The 17,504-nt window shown below is 38.3% G+C and carries 15 protein-coding genes; 3 read left to right on the top strand and 12 right to left on the bottom strand.

The annotated features are described in order from the left end of the window. The first annotated feature begins 255 nt into the window (after window positions 1-255). Entirely contained in the window at window positions 256-1,122 is an 867-nt protein-coding gene (locus tag ACXZ1K_RS17520) for a sigma-70 family RNA polymerase sigma factor (RefSeq protein WP_458970979.1), read from the top strand. Window positions 1,123-1,180: 58 nt separating this feature from the next. On the opposite strand, the gene ACXZ1K_RS17515 is transcribed toward ACXZ1K_RS17520, so the two are convergent. The 7 genes from ACXZ1K_RS17515 to cmk form a co-directional block, all read right to left on the bottom strand. Beyond that, window positions 1,181-1,348 (bottom strand): hypothetical protein, encoded by a 168-nt coding sequence (locus ACXZ1K_RS17515; RefSeq protein ID WP_458970978.1) that lies wholly within the window; start codon window positions 1,346-1,348, stop codon window positions 1,181-1,183. Between the two features lie 78 nt (window positions 1,349-1,426). After that, complete coding sequence (locus ACXZ1K_RS17510) at window positions 1,427-2,740, bottom strand: sensor histidine kinase (RefSeq protein WP_458970977.1); 1,314 nt, start codon at window positions 2,738-2,740, stop codon at window positions 1,427-1,429. 3 nt (window positions 2,741-2,743) lie between these two features. Continuing rightward, window positions 2,744-3,421, bottom strand: coding sequence for a response regulator transcription factor (locus ACXZ1K_RS17505; protein ID WP_458970976.1), 678 nt, complete (start codon window positions 3,419-3,421; stop codon window positions 2,744-2,746). Window positions 3,422-3,427: 6 nt separating this feature from the next. Next, complete coding sequence (locus ACXZ1K_RS17500; RefSeq protein ID WP_458970975.1) at window positions 3,428-4,831, bottom strand: efflux transporter outer membrane subunit; 1,404 nt, start codon at window positions 4,829-4,831, stop codon at window positions 3,428-3,430. A 10-nt stretch (window positions 4,832-4,841) separates the two neighbouring features. Beyond that, a complete protein-coding gene (locus ACXZ1K_RS17495) occupies window positions 4,842-8,018 on the bottom strand; it encodes an efflux RND transporter permease subunit (protein WP_458970974.1) in 3,177 nt (1,058 codons plus the stop codon). 2 nt (window positions 8,019-8,020) lie between these two features. Beyond that, on the bottom strand, window positions 8,021-9,181 hold the full coding sequence (locus ACXZ1K_RS17490; RefSeq protein WP_458970973.1) for an efflux RND transporter periplasmic adaptor subunit: 1,161 nt from the start codon (window positions 9,179-9,181) through the stop codon (window positions 8,021-8,023). A 161-nt stretch (window positions 9,182-9,342) separates the two neighbouring features. Beyond that, entirely contained in the window at window positions 9,343-10,023 is a 681-nt protein-coding gene (gene cmk, locus ACXZ1K_RS17485; protein WP_458970972.1) for a (d)CMP kinase, read from the bottom strand. Window positions 10,024-10,106: 83 nt separating this feature from the next. Between cmk and arfB the strand changes: the two genes are divergently transcribed. Next, on the top strand, window positions 10,107-10,517 hold the full coding sequence (gene arfB / locus ACXZ1K_RS17480; protein WP_458970971.1) for an alternative ribosome rescue aminoacyl-tRNA hydrolase ArfB: 411 nt from the start codon (window positions 10,107-10,109) through the stop codon (window positions 10,515-10,517). A 5-nt stretch (window positions 10,518-10,522) separates the two neighbouring features. On the opposite strand, the gene ACXZ1K_RS17475 is transcribed toward arfB, so the two are convergent. The 3 genes from ACXZ1K_RS17475 to lon are packed head-to-tail and all read right to left on the bottom strand — an operon-like array spanning window position 10,523 to window position 14,480. Continuing rightward, a complete protein-coding gene (locus ACXZ1K_RS17475; RefSeq protein ID WP_458970970.1) occupies window positions 10,523-11,440 on the bottom strand; it encodes a lipid A deacylase LpxR family protein in 918 nt (305 codons plus the stop codon). 37 nt (window positions 11,441-11,477) lie between these two features. Then, a complete protein-coding gene (locus tag ACXZ1K_RS17470; protein ID WP_458970969.1) occupies window positions 11,478-11,966 on the bottom strand; it encodes a hypothetical protein in 489 nt (162 codons plus the stop codon). A gap of 42 nt (window positions 11,967-12,008) precedes the next feature. Continuing rightward, the gene (gene lon, locus ACXZ1K_RS17465) at window positions 12,009-14,480 is read right to left on the bottom strand and encodes an endopeptidase La (protein WP_458970968.1); all 2,472 of its coding nucleotides are present in this window, start codon (window positions 14,478-14,480) and stop codon (window positions 12,009-12,011) included. A gap of 315 nt (window positions 14,481-14,795) precedes the next feature. Between lon and ACXZ1K_RS17460 the strand changes: the two genes are divergently transcribed. After that, complete coding sequence (locus ACXZ1K_RS17460; protein ID WP_458970967.1) at window positions 14,796-15,425, top strand: tetratricopeptide repeat protein; 630 nt, start codon at window positions 14,796-14,798, stop codon at window positions 15,423-15,425. A 3-nt stretch (window positions 15,426-15,428) separates the two neighbouring features. On the opposite strand, the gene ACXZ1K_RS17455 is transcribed toward ACXZ1K_RS17460, so the two are convergent. After that, entirely contained in the window at window positions 15,429-15,962 is a 534-nt protein-coding gene (locus ACXZ1K_RS17455) for a hypothetical protein (RefSeq protein WP_458970966.1), read from the bottom strand. Further along, entirely contained in the window at window positions 15,963-17,483 is a 1,521-nt protein-coding gene (gene gpmI, locus ACXZ1K_RS17450) for a 2,3-bisphosphoglycerate-independent phosphoglycerate mutase (protein ID WP_458970965.1), read from the bottom strand. Window positions 17,484-17,504: the final 21 nt, after the last annotated feature.

The following is a 17,504-nucleotide window of genomic DNA, read 5'->3' as shown; positions in this document are numbered from 1 at the left end:
TTTTTTTTATAAATGTTGTTGATATTGAAGCCATTGTATGCGAATTGAGGCTTGCCCTCACTATTCTAGTAACCACATTTACTTTTAGTTTTATACAGGCGATAATTCGAAATTTTGAACATTTTTTCCAAAATGCGACGTGAATTCAAAATTATATTCTGCGTTTTGTTGTTTTAGTAAGTCTATTGGTATTTATCTATTTACTTTTGGTTATTTTATTTTGTCCTGAGAGATTTGCGGCTTAAACTGAACTAAATGAAGAAATTTAAATTAATTCCAAAGATCACTAGCCGAGGCACAGATAATTATTTCCGGTATATTAATGAAACTAAAAAATTTCAAATACTTTCTCCTGAACATGAAGTTGTTCTAGCAAGGCTCATGGCAAAAGGGGATGCATCTGCTAGAAACCTTTTTATATCCTCGAATACCCGCTTTGTCATCAGTGTTGCGAAATCATTTGTTTGCAATGACGTCACCCTTGAGGATTTAATATCCGAAGGTAACATTGGTTTAATCGTCGCCGTGGAAAGGTTTGATGATTCCAAAGGCTTCAAGTTTATATCTTTGGCAGTCTGGTATATCCGACAAAATATATATAAATACCTAGCGGAGCATAGATCTTTAATTAAAGTTCCCACTAATCAAATTGTTAAAATAAGCAGGATAAACAGGACCACCCAAGTGCTGGAGCAAGAACTTTCCAGATCCCCTACTAATGAGGAAGTTGCCGATCGTTGTAATTTAGAGCTCTATCAAGTAGATGATTGCTCGACCCACCCGGGACCAGTTTATTCCCTTGACAGTTATGTCGAAAACAGTGAAAGCCTAAAGCTAATTGATGTTATTCCAGATTCCAATTCCCCTCTGCCAGATGAAAAATACACTGACGTGCAAGAGCAGCTATTGTTTAAAGCTAATCTATTTATAGCGACCCTAAAAAAAGATAGAGACAGAAATATTATCAGGCATTATTTTGGGGTGTCGAATTACGAGAAGCTTACCCTGGACCAGATTGCAATCAAATTCGGTATTTCAAAAGAAACAGTGAGAAATTTGAAACGAAAAGCGATTACCTACATGCAATCGATAGCCAGAAAGCGCGGTTTATCTATGTATTAGGTGTAAAAAAAAACCGTCTGCTAGCACAGACGGTTTAGGCAAAACTATCAAACCAGAATTATTTGCCTGATTTCTTTTTCACAGGTGTTTTGGTAACGACTTCCTTAGTGGCTTTTGCATGTTTTTTTTCAGATTTAACCACTGGTTTAGTAGTTTGAGCAGGAGTTTGAGCAAATGCGCCAAATGTAGTTGCAACTAGTGCTAACATTAAGATTGTTCTTTTCATAACTTTAAAATTATTAACGGTTATTTGTTGAGTCAAAGTTGCTAACCAAACATGAAGATTTGATGAAGAACGATTTACTTAATTATAAAAGGTGAAATTAACTTTTGTTCCCTTGTTCTTCACGGATTCAATTTGTATATCGATTCCGTGAAATACAGTAATACTGTGAACAATTGCTAAGCCAAGTCCGTAGCTATCCTTTTCTGAAGAGTCCAATCTTTCAAATCTTTTAAATACATTTTTAGATTTTTCCTGATCCATTCCGATCCCAGTGTCAATTATTTCTAATTGGAATGATTTTTCTAAAACAATGCCTCTTATTTCAATTATACCATGGTCCACATTGTATTTGATCGCGTTATTGATAACATTCATAAATAAGGTATGAATTAAGGACTGGTTTCCTTTGATGTTGTGATCATCCATAAGATGAATCTTAAATTTCAAGTTCTTCATTAGTAACCGATGCTCTAATTCTTCGTACACATCATTAATTGTCTTTTTAATGGAGATGGAATCCTGCTTTGTAAATTGATTGTTTTCTACTTTTGATATTAATAATAAGCTGTTAATGATTGCTTTTAATCTGCTCAGGGTTTTTAAACTTGAGAAAATCTTATTCTGAGCTGCTTCAGTTAGATTTTCTCCGTCCAACAAATTTTCAAATCTTGAACTTAAGGTGGCAATGGGAGTCAATAACTCATGAGATACATTGGCTATAAATTCTTTTTCAGTAATAAGAAGGTTTGCCATTTTGCTCATCAAAGTACTGATGCTTCGATCTAAAACCAAAAAATCTTCTGTCGAAGTTTTAACTGCATCATAATTAAAGTTCATAGGATCGTTTACCTTATTGAGTTTTTGCTCAATAATTTTGTAGAATGGAGCGAGTAGGAATTTGGTGAATGCGAGGTCTGCAACTATCGAAAGTATTATTGCAACCAACATGATCAAAAAAGTGAAAACTGAAATGGTACGTTCCAGTTGGATAACAGATGCCATGTTTTCACCGAGTTCAAGCTTGTAGGTTTTGCCTTTAAACTCGAAATTGGTCAGCAAAATTTGATAGTTAGCTTCATCATTTTCTATAATTCTTGGCTCCTCGAGAAAGCGACTTTTGCCTAAAGGAATTAGATGGGCCGACTCTGTCAATATAATGTACTCTTCTCTAACCAAATTGTAGTCAGTGTAAGTACGTTGTTTGGTCAGGAGATCATTTATCTCGACAGTCGAAAGATTTGATATCAGCTTATCTTTCTTTTGCAAAAGACGTTGCTGTATGTGTCTTGTTGAAATCCTGTTAATTGAAATCAGAATAACTACCCCTAGTAAACTTACTATACCTATCTTAGTTATGGTATTGTAAAAGGCTAGTTTAAACTGGAGTTTCAATTGCTACAAGTTTACGCGATAACCAATGCTTCGCACGGTTTCCAGCCAGTCAATAGGAGCGAAGGCAGCCAATTTTTTACGTAAGTTTTTTACATGGACATCAACAAAATTCGAATCAGAATTTACTTCTAAGATATCGCTCCATACATGTTCTGTTAAGTTAATTCTAGATATCACCCTATTTTTATTTAGAACAAGATAGTTGAAAATCTCAAACTCTTTATTGGTTAAAGATATTTTTTTTGAATCGAAACTTACCGTGTGATTCTTAATATCCAATGTAAATTCATGAACTTTTATTGTATTAGTAGTTAACCTATGCTTCCGACGGATTATAGCATGCATTCTAGCCAGCAGTTCAGATAATGAAAATGGTTTGGCAAGATAATCATCCGCTCCGGCTTCCAGACCTTTAACTTTGTCATCAACTTCACCCCTTGCAGTCAAAATAATTATCGCATCCTCTCTGTTGGTTAACTTCTTAAACTGTTTTAGTATATCAAAGCCATTTCCGCCTGGCAATCCAAGATCCAGTAAAATGAAATCATAAGTATTAACAAAGATTTTTTCTTCTGCTGTTGATGCCTTCCAGGCATGCTCAACGGTATAACCTTCCTTTCCCAGAAATTCAGCAATCTCAAGGGCAAGGGATCTTTCGTCTTCAACAATAAGAATTTTCATACGATATTATTTCCAACCTCCGCCCAGGGCTCTGTAAAGGTTAACTACAGCTTGTAATTTCTGAAGTCTATCATTGATACTGCTTAGCTGTGCGTTTAACAAACTTTGTTCAGATGTAAGTACGTCTGTGTAATTAGTTGCAGAACTATATCTTAATAATTCTTTGGTGAAATCCACTGCCTTCGTTAACGAAGCGATTTGCTTTGCTCTTACTGTTTCTTTCTCTGAAGCGGTCTGATAAGCGAAGAGTGCATTTGAAACTTCTTGTCCGCCAGTTAGCAATGTTTGCTGAAAACTGTAAAAGGCTTGCTGCTGTTGCGCTTCTGCAGTTTTGAGCCTGGCCTTGTTCTGTCCTTTGTTAAAAATAGGCTGGGTAAGACCACCTATAAGATTATAAAAAACTGAGTTGTCAAAGAAGTTCTTCATATCAAGTGTGGAAAGTCCCCCACTAGCAGTGAGCGTCAAAGCAGGATAAAAGTAGGACTTGGCAACGTTTGTATTTTCAAACGCAGCCCTGAATGCAAATTCTGCAGCTTGTACATCTGGTCTGTTCTGTAATAGTTGCGATGAAACCCCAGTTTGTAGCTCACTATATGGCTGTTGCGTATCTAGGTTAGATCTCTCAACTGATGCGGGCCCTTTGCCTAATAATATATTTAAAGAATTTTCAGTCTCTTTTATGCTTCTTTTAAGGTCAGGAATGGTAACCTGTGCAGCATACAAATTCGCTTCGCTTTGTACTACCGCTGCACCGTTAACAATCGCACCCTGTTTAAGTGCCTTCATGGTCTCGACATCACTTTCTCTAATTTTTACCGTCTGCTCAGTAATAGCAAGTTGTTTGTCTAAAGCCAAAAGATTGTAATATATGTTAGCAATGTTTGCGATTAATTGCGTTTGAATAGCTCGTTTAGCTGCATCTGTTTGCAATAAACTCGCATAAGCAGATCTTTTTGCACTACCTAATTTGCCCCAAATATCTGCTTCCCAACTTGTACTTAGTTGAGCACGGTAGGTTTGTGTCTCTGTGTTGATGTTAACTCCAGCCGGAAAATTTAGTGCGGCCTTTGATTGCTTAGCATCTGTAACTGAAAGATCAGCAGAAAGGCTGGGTAACAATGCGGCTTTACTTTGATACAGCGTTGCCTCGGCAATTTTAATGCGTTCCACAGCTTGTTTAAGATCCAAATTCTCATTAAGTCCTTGTTGTATCAACGTCTGAAGAGTAGGATCAGCAAACAGTGTTTTCCAGGGTAAATTAGCTATTGTAGTCGTATCAGTAGTTGTCTGATCCCTGTACAAGCCATTGCTATTTAATTTAGGTCGTTCATACTTTTTACTTACGCAAGATGCAAGGCTTACTATAACAAGGGAAACAATGATGTATATTTTGTTAAAACTAAATTTCATGTGTTTAAGATTAGTGGTTGCGGTTTTCTGCCGCAGGAAGTTCCGTGGATACTTGATCGGGTTCCACACCCTCGTCAAATGGAGATTTGTTACTTACTTTTTCCTGAAGAGTTTGAAAAATTATGAATAGCGCAGGAATTACGAAAACTCCGAAAATGGTACCGATCAACATACCGCCCACAGCACCTGTACCAATTGATTTATTACCTGCAGCTCCAACTCCTGTTGAAAGCATTAATGGCAATAATCCAAGTATAAAAGCAAAAGAGGTCATTAGGATCGGGCGTAATCGTGCGGTTGCTCCGTCGATTGCAGCATTGACTATGCTCATTCCTTTTCTTCTTCGGTCCACAGCATATTCTACAATCAAAATGGCATTTTTTGCAAGTAAACCAACTAACATAATCAGAGTGATTTGTGTGTAAATATTGTTGTCCACTTTAAATATCTTATCGAAAATAAATACCCCTGCAAGACCAATAGGAAGGGAAATTAACACTGCAAGTGGCAAGATATAACTTTCGTATTGTGCACAAAGCAGGAAATATACAAAGATTACACAAAGCAAAAAGATAAATACAGTCTGACTTCCGCCAGCCATCTCTTCCCTGGACAGACCTGAAAATTCATACCCATAACCAGCAGGCAAATGGATAGCGGCTTCTTCTTGCACCGCTTTTAATGCATCGCCAGAGCTAAATCCTGCGTTTGGTGCACCTGTAACTGCAATTGAAGTAAACAAATTAAAACGTGAAATAGCCTGAGGACCATACACTTTAGTTAGCGTAATGAAACTACCTACTGGTGCCATAGTTCCATTTGCAGTTCGCGCATAAATACTATTTAGGGTTTGTTCATTAGCGCGATATGCTGCGTCTGCCTGATACATTACACGATACTGTTTCCCATATTTATTGAAGTTCGAAGCGTATACTCCACCATAATAGCCTTGCAATACCCCCAAAACATCTGTTACCGTCAAACCCGCCTGTTTAATCTTGGCTACATTAACATCTATCTGGTACTGTGGGAAGTTAGGATTGAACGATGTAGACGCATATTGAACTTCGGGTCTTTTACTTAATGCAGCCAGGAATTCGTTGCCAACAGTATTAAATTTGTTGATATCGCCACCGGTTTTGTCTTGTAACTGAAATTCAAACCCACCACTCGTACCAAATCCCTGTATAGTAGGTGGGGCGAAAAATATGATCTTTGCACCTTTAATGCTTGCAGTCTTCGCAAATAATTCGCCAATTATAGCTTTAACATCTCTATCGCGATCTTTCCAAGGTTTCAATCTGGAGATAACCATACCGTATGAGCTTCCTGAACCACTGATCATACTACGGCCCACTATTTTTAAAGAAGATTTCACCTCTGGAATGGTGTGTACGATTTTGTCAATCTGTGTGATAACCTCATTAGTCCTTTCCTGAGATGTAGATGCCGGCAAGGAAATATCAGACATAATCGTCCCCAAATCCTCGTTGGGTACAAATCCCTTTGGAGTTGTATTCATTGTCCAGATGAGCACAATCGTAAAAAAGACAATTCCCACTATAGCCACCCATTTCTGACGGGACAGGAAAGTTACCGATCTTTTATATCGACTGGTCATGAGGTCAAATGAAGTATTGAATCCGACATAGAACCGCTGCATAAAGTTTTTCTTTTTGCCGTGATCGTCCGTATGCGGTTTTAGAAACAATGCGCAGAGTGCCGGACTTAATGTAAGTGCATTTATTGCGGATAAGATGATGGCAATTGCCAGTGTTAGACCAAATTGTTTATAGAATACGCCTGATGAACCCTTAATAAAACTAACTGGGATAAAAACAGCGGCCATTACCAATGTTATGGAGATAATTGCGCCCGTAATATCTTCCATTGCATCAATTGTAGCCTTCTTAGCTGAAGTATATCCACTATCTAGTTTGGCGTGAACGGCCTCTACAACCACAATAGCATCATCTACAACAATACCAATAGCCAATACGAGTGCAAACAGCGTAAGCAGGTTTATTGTGAAACCAAATAAGCTAAGAAAGAAGAAAGTTCCAATAATGGCTACCGGAACACTAATAGCCGGAATAAGCGTAGACCGAAAATCCTGAAGAAAGATAAATACAACAAGGAACACAAGGATGAATGCCTCAATTAGCGTATGAATAACTTTTTCAATGGAAGCATCAAGGAAATCGTTGATGTTGATCAAAGCAGTGTAGTGTATACCTTTTGGAAAATTAACCGCTGCTGCATCCAGTGCAGCAAGGGAACCTTCAATAACTTCTTTTGCATTGGATCCTGCAGTTTGATTAATTGCAATCCCTAATGCGGGCTTGCCATCAAAACGTACTGAGCTTGCGTAACTTTGTGCACCAAGTTCAATTCGCGCAATATCCTTCAAACGCAAAACCTGACCGTTATCCGCAGTTCTGATGATGATGTTGCTAAATTCTGTCTCGTTTTTTAACCTGCCTGAATACTTCAGTGTGTATTGAAACGATTGGTTTCCCTGTTCTCCAAGCTGTCCCGGCGCAGCCTCGATATTTTGTTCAGCTAATGCAACACTAACATCATTAGGTACCAGACCGTATGTGGCCATAATATCCGGTTTAAGCCAAATCCTCATGGTGTAGTCCATTAAGCCGAAAGCACTGGCATCTCCAACTCCGTTGATTCTTTTAATCTGGGGGATCAGATTTATATTTGCATAATTCTGCAGAAACTTCTGGTCATAGGATGCAATATCGCTATAAATTCCAAAAATCAATACATTACTAGCTTGTCTTTTTGCGGTTACAACACCAGCGCGGGTTACCTCTGCAGGCAAAAGGCTAGATGCCCTTGATACCCTGTTTTGAACATTTACTGCAGCAAGATCCGGGTTTGTGCCCAATTTAAAGTTAATTGTAATTGTTGCAGTACCATCATTACTTGCAGAGGAAGTCATGTAAGTCATGTCTTCAACCCCATTAATCTGCTCTTCAAGTGGTACAACAACACTATTCATTACCACATCGGCATTTGCACCTTGATAAGATGCAGATACTTGAACAGTAGGAGGGGCAATTTCAGGATATTGGGATACGGGAAGGGTAATTAAACCCAAAATGCCCAAAATCACAATTATGATGGATATTACGGTCGATAAAACCGGTTTCTCTATAAATTTTTTGAACATAACTATTTTTTAAGATCTGTGTAAACAGAGTCGGTTTTTTTTACATCTGCTTTTATCTTGGCGCCATCTTTAAGAGATTGAAATCCCTCAAGCACAATTTTATCGCCGGCTTTAAGACCTTTTGTTACCACATAGTAATTTCCTTTAGGAATTTCCATGATCTCTATCTCTGTATTTTTTACTGTGCTGTCACTTTCTGCCAGGTAAACAAACTTTTTACCCTGAATATCTACTGTAGACTTTTGTGGGATCAAAATTGCATCATTAACTTGTTGTGGAATGCGTACTGACGCACTGGCACCGCTCCTGAGAATCATAGTAGGATTAGAAAATGTAGCCCTCAAACTTGCCGATCCTGTACTGGTATTGATCAGTCCGTTAATAGATTCGATTTTGCCGTTCTGAGCGTACGTCGTTCCATCGGCAAGTACCAATGAAACAGCAGGAATGTTTTTCATTTGAGCCGCCAAATCTGCACCCTTATAGGTTTTGGAAAATTCTAGCAACTGCTTTTCATTTAATGAAAAATAAGCATAGACTTTAGAGATATTGGATACAGTAGTTAATGGTTGTGCACCTGTCGGACTAACCAAGCTTCCTGTTTTAAAAGGAATACTTCCAATTACACCGTCAACAGGGCTTGTGATTTTAGTGTAACTGAGGTTTACTTTGGCATTTACAAGTTCTGCTTTTGCTTGGGCTAAGGCAGCTTTTCTGCTCTGCAATGTTAGTTGTGCAGCATCAAGATCGTATTTACTAATGATGTCCTTATCAACTAGAGGTTTTGTTTTATTTACTTGTAATTGCGCTGCATTCACATCAGCTTCTGCACTGCTAATTGCGGCGTTTGCTGTTCTAACCAATTGCTCGTACTGTGGAGCGTTAATAGAAAAAAGAAGCTGACCTTTTTTAACTTTTGCACCTTCGTCTACATAGATTTGAGCAATAAAGCCATCCACTTTTGGTCTGATGTCGATGTTTTGAATACCTTCCAGCGTCGCTGGATAGTCGGTCTCCAAAGTGGTAGATTGTGTTTCAAGTGCTACAATTGGATAGGTTTGAACCTGGTCACCTGGCGCAGGTTTTTTGTTCTCTCCTCCACAGGATACTAAAATCGTAATTAAGGAAATAAAAAAATAGGTTAGGGGGGTGTTTGCTTTCATTTTTAACATTATCGTGAATAGAAAAGAAGTCAATGGTCGAAATTATCTATACTTACATTGAGTTAAAACATCGAAATGTAATGTTTAAGTAGTGTCTTCCTTTGTAACTAAAGATTTGCAAAAATTAAGCCTTGTTTCTCACAAATTCACGAAAAGTGTAATTAGTGTGTCAAATGTACACTAACCTGTTCTAGTGCAAAAGTCAGCTGCTCTTCCTGTGTCAGTTCTGTATTGTCTAATATGATAGCATCATCAGCCCTAATTAAGGGGCTCTCCGTTCTTGTGGTATCTGCGTAATCCCTATGTGCTAAGTTTTCGAAAACCTCCTCTAATGTGGTTGCCGAATCACCCTTTGACTGTAATTCTTTAAACCGCCGTTCAGCACGTATTTTTGGATCTGCAGTCATGAAAAACTTAACTTGCGCATCCGGGAATACAGTTGTTCCAATATCTCTACCATCCATAACGATATTTTTCGACCTCCCCATCCGTTGTTGCTGCTTGACCATTTCTCTTCTAACAAACTTGTTGGCAGAGACGTAACTTACCGATTCTGAAACCGGCATTTGTCTAATTTCTTCTGATACCTCTTCTCCATTGAGTGTGATGTGTGATTCATAATCTCTAGAGTGAAAGTTCAATTCAATATGCTGAATCGCATCCTTCACCAGATCCTCTTGTTTGACATCAATATTATTCCGAAGAAAGTAAAGTGTTACTGCGCGGTACATCGCACCGCTATCAATATATATGAAATTGAGTTTTTTGGCTAAAGCTTTGGCTAAGGTACTTTTACCACACGATGAATAGCCGTCTATTGCAACAACAACATTTTTTCTCATACTTAACAAAGATAGTAATTAAGACATTTTAATTCTCGCATTCGCGATTAACAAATCAAGTACTTATTGTTTAATTTTGAAGCATGATACCAAACAAAGACGACATCATTAAATATGCTTCTGTTAAAACTTCAAGGAGTGGGGGTAAGGGCGGACAGAACGTTAATAAGGTTTCGAGTAAGGTGGAGCTTATTTTGAATATCCCTTCTGCGGCATTTCTGACCGAGGACGAAAAGAGCAGGATTATCAAAAAGTTGTCAAACAGATTAGATGGTGAATTCAATCTCCATGTTGTGTCTCAGGAAGATAGGAGTCAATTGATGAATAAAGAGCGGGCAATTCTTAAGTTAATTTCACTCATTAGATCAACATTAGTTGTTCAAAAGAAAAGGGTACCTACAAAAATACCTAAAGCAGTTATCAGGAAGAGAATTGCCCACAAGCAATCCATTTCTGCAAAAAAAGAATTTCGGAGAAAACCGGTTATAGACTAAATTGTCTAATCGAATCTGTAAAACATACTGATTGAGCCATATTGATGTGCTCTTGCGCTACTTTTAATTTCTTTTGTTTTAAAAATCATTCCAAAGTCAAAGGTAAACCGCTGAGAACTGTAATTAAAACCGATCTGTTGTGCAAACACAATCGGTTTTACGTCAAAAGTAACTGGACTATTGTTCTTAAAAAGGCTACCCTGAACTGTGGCATCGTAGGCTACAAAATTAAGTTGGGGTTTAGCATAAAAGAAGACTTCTTTGGAAACCAGGCCTTTCGTTTTAGAATTATTCCCTACAGCGGCATTAGTGTAAGCAGAATTAAATAATTGGTTGATTCCACCTGCTCTAATTAAGACTCCAGCACCCGCTCCGCTATAAGTAGTTCCTGCATTCGCATATCCTTCAAATGAAATGTCGGCAGAATTGCTGGCCAGGCGATGGATCAATTTTGTATACTGGGCGCTAATATTTATCGCCATTTCGTCCCTAATTTGATATTCCCAGCCCGCCAGTTCATAAAAGCCAACTGTTTTATGTAACAGTTCTTGCCCGTCTTCAGCGAGAGAGCTCGGTCCAACGGTTCCGAGTTCAGCATTAACCTTCAATATGCTTTCATCGGTTTTCAACCAGCTTAATCCGCCTGATGCAAAGAGATAACCTGCAAATGGCCTGTCATGCGTTGCCGGGTTTGGAGCATAACCTGAGATAGGATTATACATCTTTTGTCCCACAGAGATTTCATATATTTTTTTCTCTAGACCCTGCTTCAGCTTGGTTTGGTCAATAGCCCTTCTGAAATTAATAAAAAGGCCGTTAGTGTAGTATCTATCCGATCCCTGAGCAAGATAAGAGTCATTATCACTCTTAAAACCAAACTCATTTTTATATTTTTGAGCTGATAAGTTCAAACTTATAAGCATAGTAAATATTAAGGATATTTGTGTTCTTTTATTCATTTTAGAATGTATAACCAAGGCTTAAGCCTCCATAATATGGAATGAAAAAATCTTTACTAAATACCGGACTCAGGCCAGCCCTGAAAGAAAAACCACTATCTACGGGCTGTAACCTGTAGAAGAAACTCATGGTACCAATTACGTTACTTTCATTTTCACTAAATAGCACACTGCTACTTCCTGTAGTACTTAAATAGGTAGCACCTAAACCGATTTCGAAAAATTTATTTCCTTTGCCGAGCAAATAGTTTAACGACAATGGTATAGTTGTGATCTTGTCTCCAGAATCACTAATATAACCAATCCCAATACGGCCACCTAAACCATCTCTCGAGTCTGTGAAGCGACTGTCATAATTGGCCGTGAAAGTTAGGCCTTGTCCGCCAAGCTCAATAAAAATGTTTTGAGCCCTCTTAGTAACATCCTGTGCATTCGCATAAGCGGACGCCAACAGCATTGCTGCAACAAGAATTGATCTTAGTTTGTTCATTAGTTGGTCTGTTTGTTGAGCTCAATAATAGACAAAAAAACACTAGTTTGCAATTGCGTCACGCTTAGGCGTTAAATTCTGTGGGTTCTTTACTTTGTCCTTCGTAAGCGCCAGGTCAATCACTTCTTTCATTTCAGAAACGTAATGGAAAGTAAGATCTTTAATATAACTTTCTTTAATTTCAAGGATATCCTTACGGTTAGATTTAGACAAAATGATGTCTTTAATGTCTGCTCTTTTTGCGGCCAGTATTTTCTCTTTGATTCCGCCCACAGGTAAAACTTTACCCCTTAAGGTAATCTCTCCGGTCATAGCCAGGTTTGATTTAACTTTTCTTTGCGTAAATGCAGAAGTAAGGGCAGTTAACATGGTAATGCCCGCAGAAGGCCCATCTTTAGGTGTAGCTCCAGCAGGAACATGCACATGTATATCCCATTGTTCAAACAAGAGGTTGTCAATTTCAAAAAGATCAGCATGTGCGCGTAGATAAGCAAGGGCTATAATGGCAGATTCCTTCATAACATCACCAAGATTTCCAGTAAGTGTCAATTTTCCTTTGCCCGGGCTTAAACTTGCTTCTATAAATAAAATATCACCGCCTACCTGAGTCCACGCTAAACCAGTTACTACTCCGGCCACTTCGTTGCCCTCGTACAAATCTTTATCATATACTGGTGCGCCCAGAATACGTTCCACATCTGCGTAATTCAAATTAGGCTCGTATTCTTCCTCCATAGCTATTTTTGTAGCCACCCCACGTACAAGAGATCCAATTTTTTTCTCCAGACCACGCACTCCAGATTCCCTCGTGTAATCTTCAATTACTTTTTCTATGAGACTACTTTTCAAGTTAATGTCTTTGGTCTTGATACCGTGTTGTTCTTTTTGTTTTGGCAACAGGTATTTTTTTGCAATCTCAATCTTCTCCTCAATCGTGTAGCCGTTCACTTCAATAATCTCCATCCTGTCTAACAACGCAGGTTGTATGGAGCTCAGCGAATTGGCTGTTGCTATGAAAAGTACATTAGAAAGATCGTAATCAGCTTCAACATAATGATCGTTAAAGGCACTATTCTGTTCCGGATCCAAAACTTCAAGCAATGCTGATGAAGGATCTCCGCGTTGATCGGATCCAACCTTATCAATTTCATCAAGCACGAAAACAGGATTAGCAGCTCCTGCTTTTTTTATAGATTGGATAATCCTTCCAGGCATTGCGCCAATGTAAGTTTTTCGATGCCCACGAATCTCAGCCTCGTCACGTATGCCGCCCAAGGCCATTCTTACGTATTTCCTATTCAATGCTTTTGCAATTGACTTTCCTAATGAAGTTTTACCAACACCCGGAGGGCCAACCAAACATATAATTGGTGCTTTCATGTCTTTTTTTAGCTTCAGCACCGCCAAATATTCTATAATACGTTTTTTAACCTTTTCCAGCCCGAAGTGATCTTTATCAAGCGTTTTTTGCGCACGTCTCAGATCAAAATTATCTTTAGTAAAATCGTTCCAAGGTAAATCAAGCAAAAGCTCCAGGTAATTGATCTGTACAGAATAATCTGGAGCAGCAGGATTCATCCTTCCCAATTTTTCCAGCTCTTTATTGAAGTGATCTTTAACATGAACTGCCCACTTCTTCTTTTTTGCACCGGTTTGTAAAGCCTCGTATTCCAAATCAGAGGAGTTTCCACCAAGTTCCTCTTGTATGGTCTTTAATTGTTGATTTAGAAAATAATCTCTTTGCTGCTTATCAAGGTCTGTTCTAACTTTAGACTGTATTTGATTTTTCAACTCCAACATCTGCAATTCGAGGGTAAGCAATTCCATAACCATCATCGCCCTATCACGCAGGTTGATCATTTCAAGCATCTTTTGCTTATCGGAAACATCTGCATTCATGTTAGACGAGATGAAGTTGATCAGGAACGAAGTGCTTTCAATGTTCTTAAGTGCAATTCCAGCCTCGCTTGGGATATTTGGAGACAATTGGATGATCTGTGAAGACATCTCTTTTATTGATGCTACCAGGGCCTTGAATTCTTTATCAGGTTTAGTCTTGGTTTCACTAAACTTAGATACGCTCACCTTTATATAGGGCTCGGATTGAACCTCCTCTATTAATGTGAAACGCTGTTTACCCTGGATAATAACAGTTGTATTTCCGTCAGGCATCTGCAGCATTTTAATAATGTGTGCAACAGTCCCGACACTGTTGAGTTGTTCAAAAGTTGGATCCTCAATAGAAACATCCCGTTGCGAAACAACCCCAATTATTTTATCTCCTTTGTAGGCTTCTTTTATAAGCTTAATCGATTTATCTCTGCCAACAGTGATGGGTATAACAACTCCGGGGAACAAAACTGTATTCCTTAGCGGAAGTATTGGCAGGATTTCTGGTGTCTCTTCATTGTTCATTTCATCCTCATCCTGCTGAGACATTAGCGGGAAGAATTCAGTGTCTTCGTTTATGATAGGTAATGCATTACTAAAGTCAAAATGATCTTGTTTACTCATTAAATCGTTTCTTTATATTAATAACGACAATCTGACAGCCGTCGTTCTCTAATTTTATTATTTATACAGATTATCTATATTTTCAACTCCTGTGCCAAAACGTTGTTAAAAGATTTTACATGTTAAAAAGTCAGGAGTAAAATTAAAATCTTTACCCTTATCATATTTCCAGTTTATTTACGTTGTTTAGGAACGAGTTTAATGGTACGATAGTTGTCTGTTAACAACTTTTCCTGTTACCTTAAATTAGTTTCAATGATTATTGGGGTATTAGGTCAAAACTAAATATATTTATATTCTATTAAGTAAACTTAAATGAACTATTTCAAACAGACTTTTTTATTGTTTCTCGTTTTTTTAACATCGCAAAGTATTGCACAAAGCAATAGCTATGATAAGCTCGGTTTTCAGGCTCTAATGATGAAAGGTGATTTTAAGGCGGCAGTTTCCCAGTTGGAAAAGGCAGATACAAAAGATCCTAACAATGCCAATGTCTTAAAAATGCTTGGGTACTCTTATTATCAATGCGGTAATTTTGAGAACGCCGTTTCTACTTACAGTCGTTATATAACGCTTAAACCGGCAGATTATTCGGCCTATTACTATAGAGGTAAAGCTCGCTTGCAAGTTGCCAATGATCCTCGGGAGTCTTTAAACCAGATGAGAGAGAGTTTTTACCTGTCTGCAGTTAAAGATTTTTCAAAAGCTATAGAGCTCAATGGGGAAGAAGATGCTCAATTACTTCAAAACAGGGGTTTGGCTTATAAAGATTACGCGATTTACAAATCGTACAAGATTAAAAAAGCGGTTGATAAAGCAGCTTGTATTACTTTGTTCAACAATTCCGTATCAGATTTCCAAAAGATTCTTGTGGTGCAACCTCAACGGGCAGACATCACTAACTTAATCACTTACGTAAAGGCTCAGATTACCAGCTTAAAATAATACTCAACGAGTAAATTTACCAGATATCAGATAGGTCTTCTTGGCCAAAAATCTAATATCTTGTTGCTTTTTAACCTGATATGCACTGTCCGCAAAATAACTTAAGCTATCGATCGAGGTGTAAAGTAAATTGCTATTTTTAACAACTGCCGTAATTCCTTTTATGTGATTGCCATTTAAGAATACGCATAGTTCTTTAACCGGTACTTTGTCATTATCAGATCTATAAATAACTAAGTTTTTATTACTTTCTACTTTAAAAAGACCTTTCCAGGAAGCGCGGTTAATCTCAGTATTTGAAAATATACTTAATTCAGATTTCCAATCGACTATTTTCAGTTTCTTGGTCTCCGCTAAGCCATTTACAGCTACCGTTTTGTCAACGCTCAGATTGGCTTTGCTTAACCGGTCTGCTTCAGTATTAATGTAAGTTTTAAGATCAAAGTAAGGATCTACCTTCGTAATAACGGGACCATCCTTACTTTGACATCCATAAAATGCTATTATAATAAAAGATATTAATACTCTTTTCCTCATTTATACCAATACATCCCCAGTCATGATATCAGGAATAGCAATTCCCATGATTGTTAAAATGGTTGGAGCAACATCACCTAGTTTGCCATCTTTTATTGACTTGAAGTCATTGTCAATCAGAATACATGGAACGAGATTGGTAGTGTGCGCGGTGTTTGCAGATCCATCATTATTAATCATATATTCTGAGTTTCCATGATCAGCAAGGATAATGAAGGAATACCCGTTCTCTATTCCAGTCTTTACAACCGCTTCAGCGCAACTATCTGCAGTCTCCACAGCTTTTACTACCGCATCGAAAACCCCGGTATGGCCAACCATATCAGGATTTGCAAAGTTAAGGCAAACAAAATCAGGCCACCCGGCTTTTAACTCTTTGGTTATCGCTTCTGTAATCCCCGCTGCACTCATCTCTGGTTGAAGGTCGTATGTTGCCACCTTTGGAGATGGGATCAATATTCGCTTCTCATCTTTAAATTCTAACTCTCTTCCTCCTGAGAAAAAGAAAGTAACATGTGGATATTTTTCTGTTTCCGCAATGCGAATCTGTTTTTTATGATTTGCTTCCAACACTTCACCAAGTGTTTGCGTAAGATCATCTTTTGTAAATACAACTCTTACCCCTTTAAAACTTTCGTCGTAAGTGGTCATTGTTACATAGTAGAGCGGTAACTTGTACATGCCAAAATCGGGATAATCAGCCTGGCTAAGTACCGATGTAATTTCTCTTCCTCTATCTGTACGATAATTGAAACAGATCACCACATCATCAGCTTTGATCACTGATACAGGGCTGCCATCTTCATTTGCTACCACAATCGGTTTAATGAATTCGTCGGTGATACCTTCCTTATAAGATTGTGATATTGCGTCAATCGGATCATGCACTTTCTGTCCTTCTCCTTTAGTTAACAGGTCATAGGCCAACTTAACGCGTTCCCATCTTGTATCCCTGTCCATTGCGTAATATCTCCCAATCAAACTGGCAATCTTGCCTGTTGAGGTTGCTAAATGATGTTCAAGGTCTTTGATAAAATTCAAGCCAGAATTAGGGTCAGTATCCCTGCCATCCAGGAAGCCATGGATAAAAACATCGCTCAAACCTTGTTCTCCAGCAGCATCACAAAGTGCTTTCAGGTGATTAATGTGTGCATGAACTCCTCCGTCAGACACCAGTCCGATAAAATGTACTGCTTTATTATTTTCTTTTGCATAGCTGAAAGCATCCAGCAACGCCTTATTGCTGTGTAAAGTTTTGTCGCTAATTGCTTTATTGATCCTGCCAAGTTCCTGGTACACGACTCTTCCGGCCCCGAGGTTCATATGGCCGACTTCAGAGTTGCCCATTTGTCCTTCAGGTAGTCCTACTGCTTCTCCTGAGGCTTCCAGCTTTGAGTTTGGATAGGCATCTAATAAGTTATCAAAAAAAGGTGTGTTGGCCATATGTGCGGCATCAGAACTGTCCTTTTTGCCATATCCCCAACCGTCAAGAATAAGCAGAACTACTTTTTTATTATTCATTAGAGTTACAATGTTTGCTAT

It is taken from the genome of Pedobacter jaeyakensis, assembly GCF_054461315.1.
This window is presented reverse-complemented; position numbering and strand designations above follow the sequence as displayed.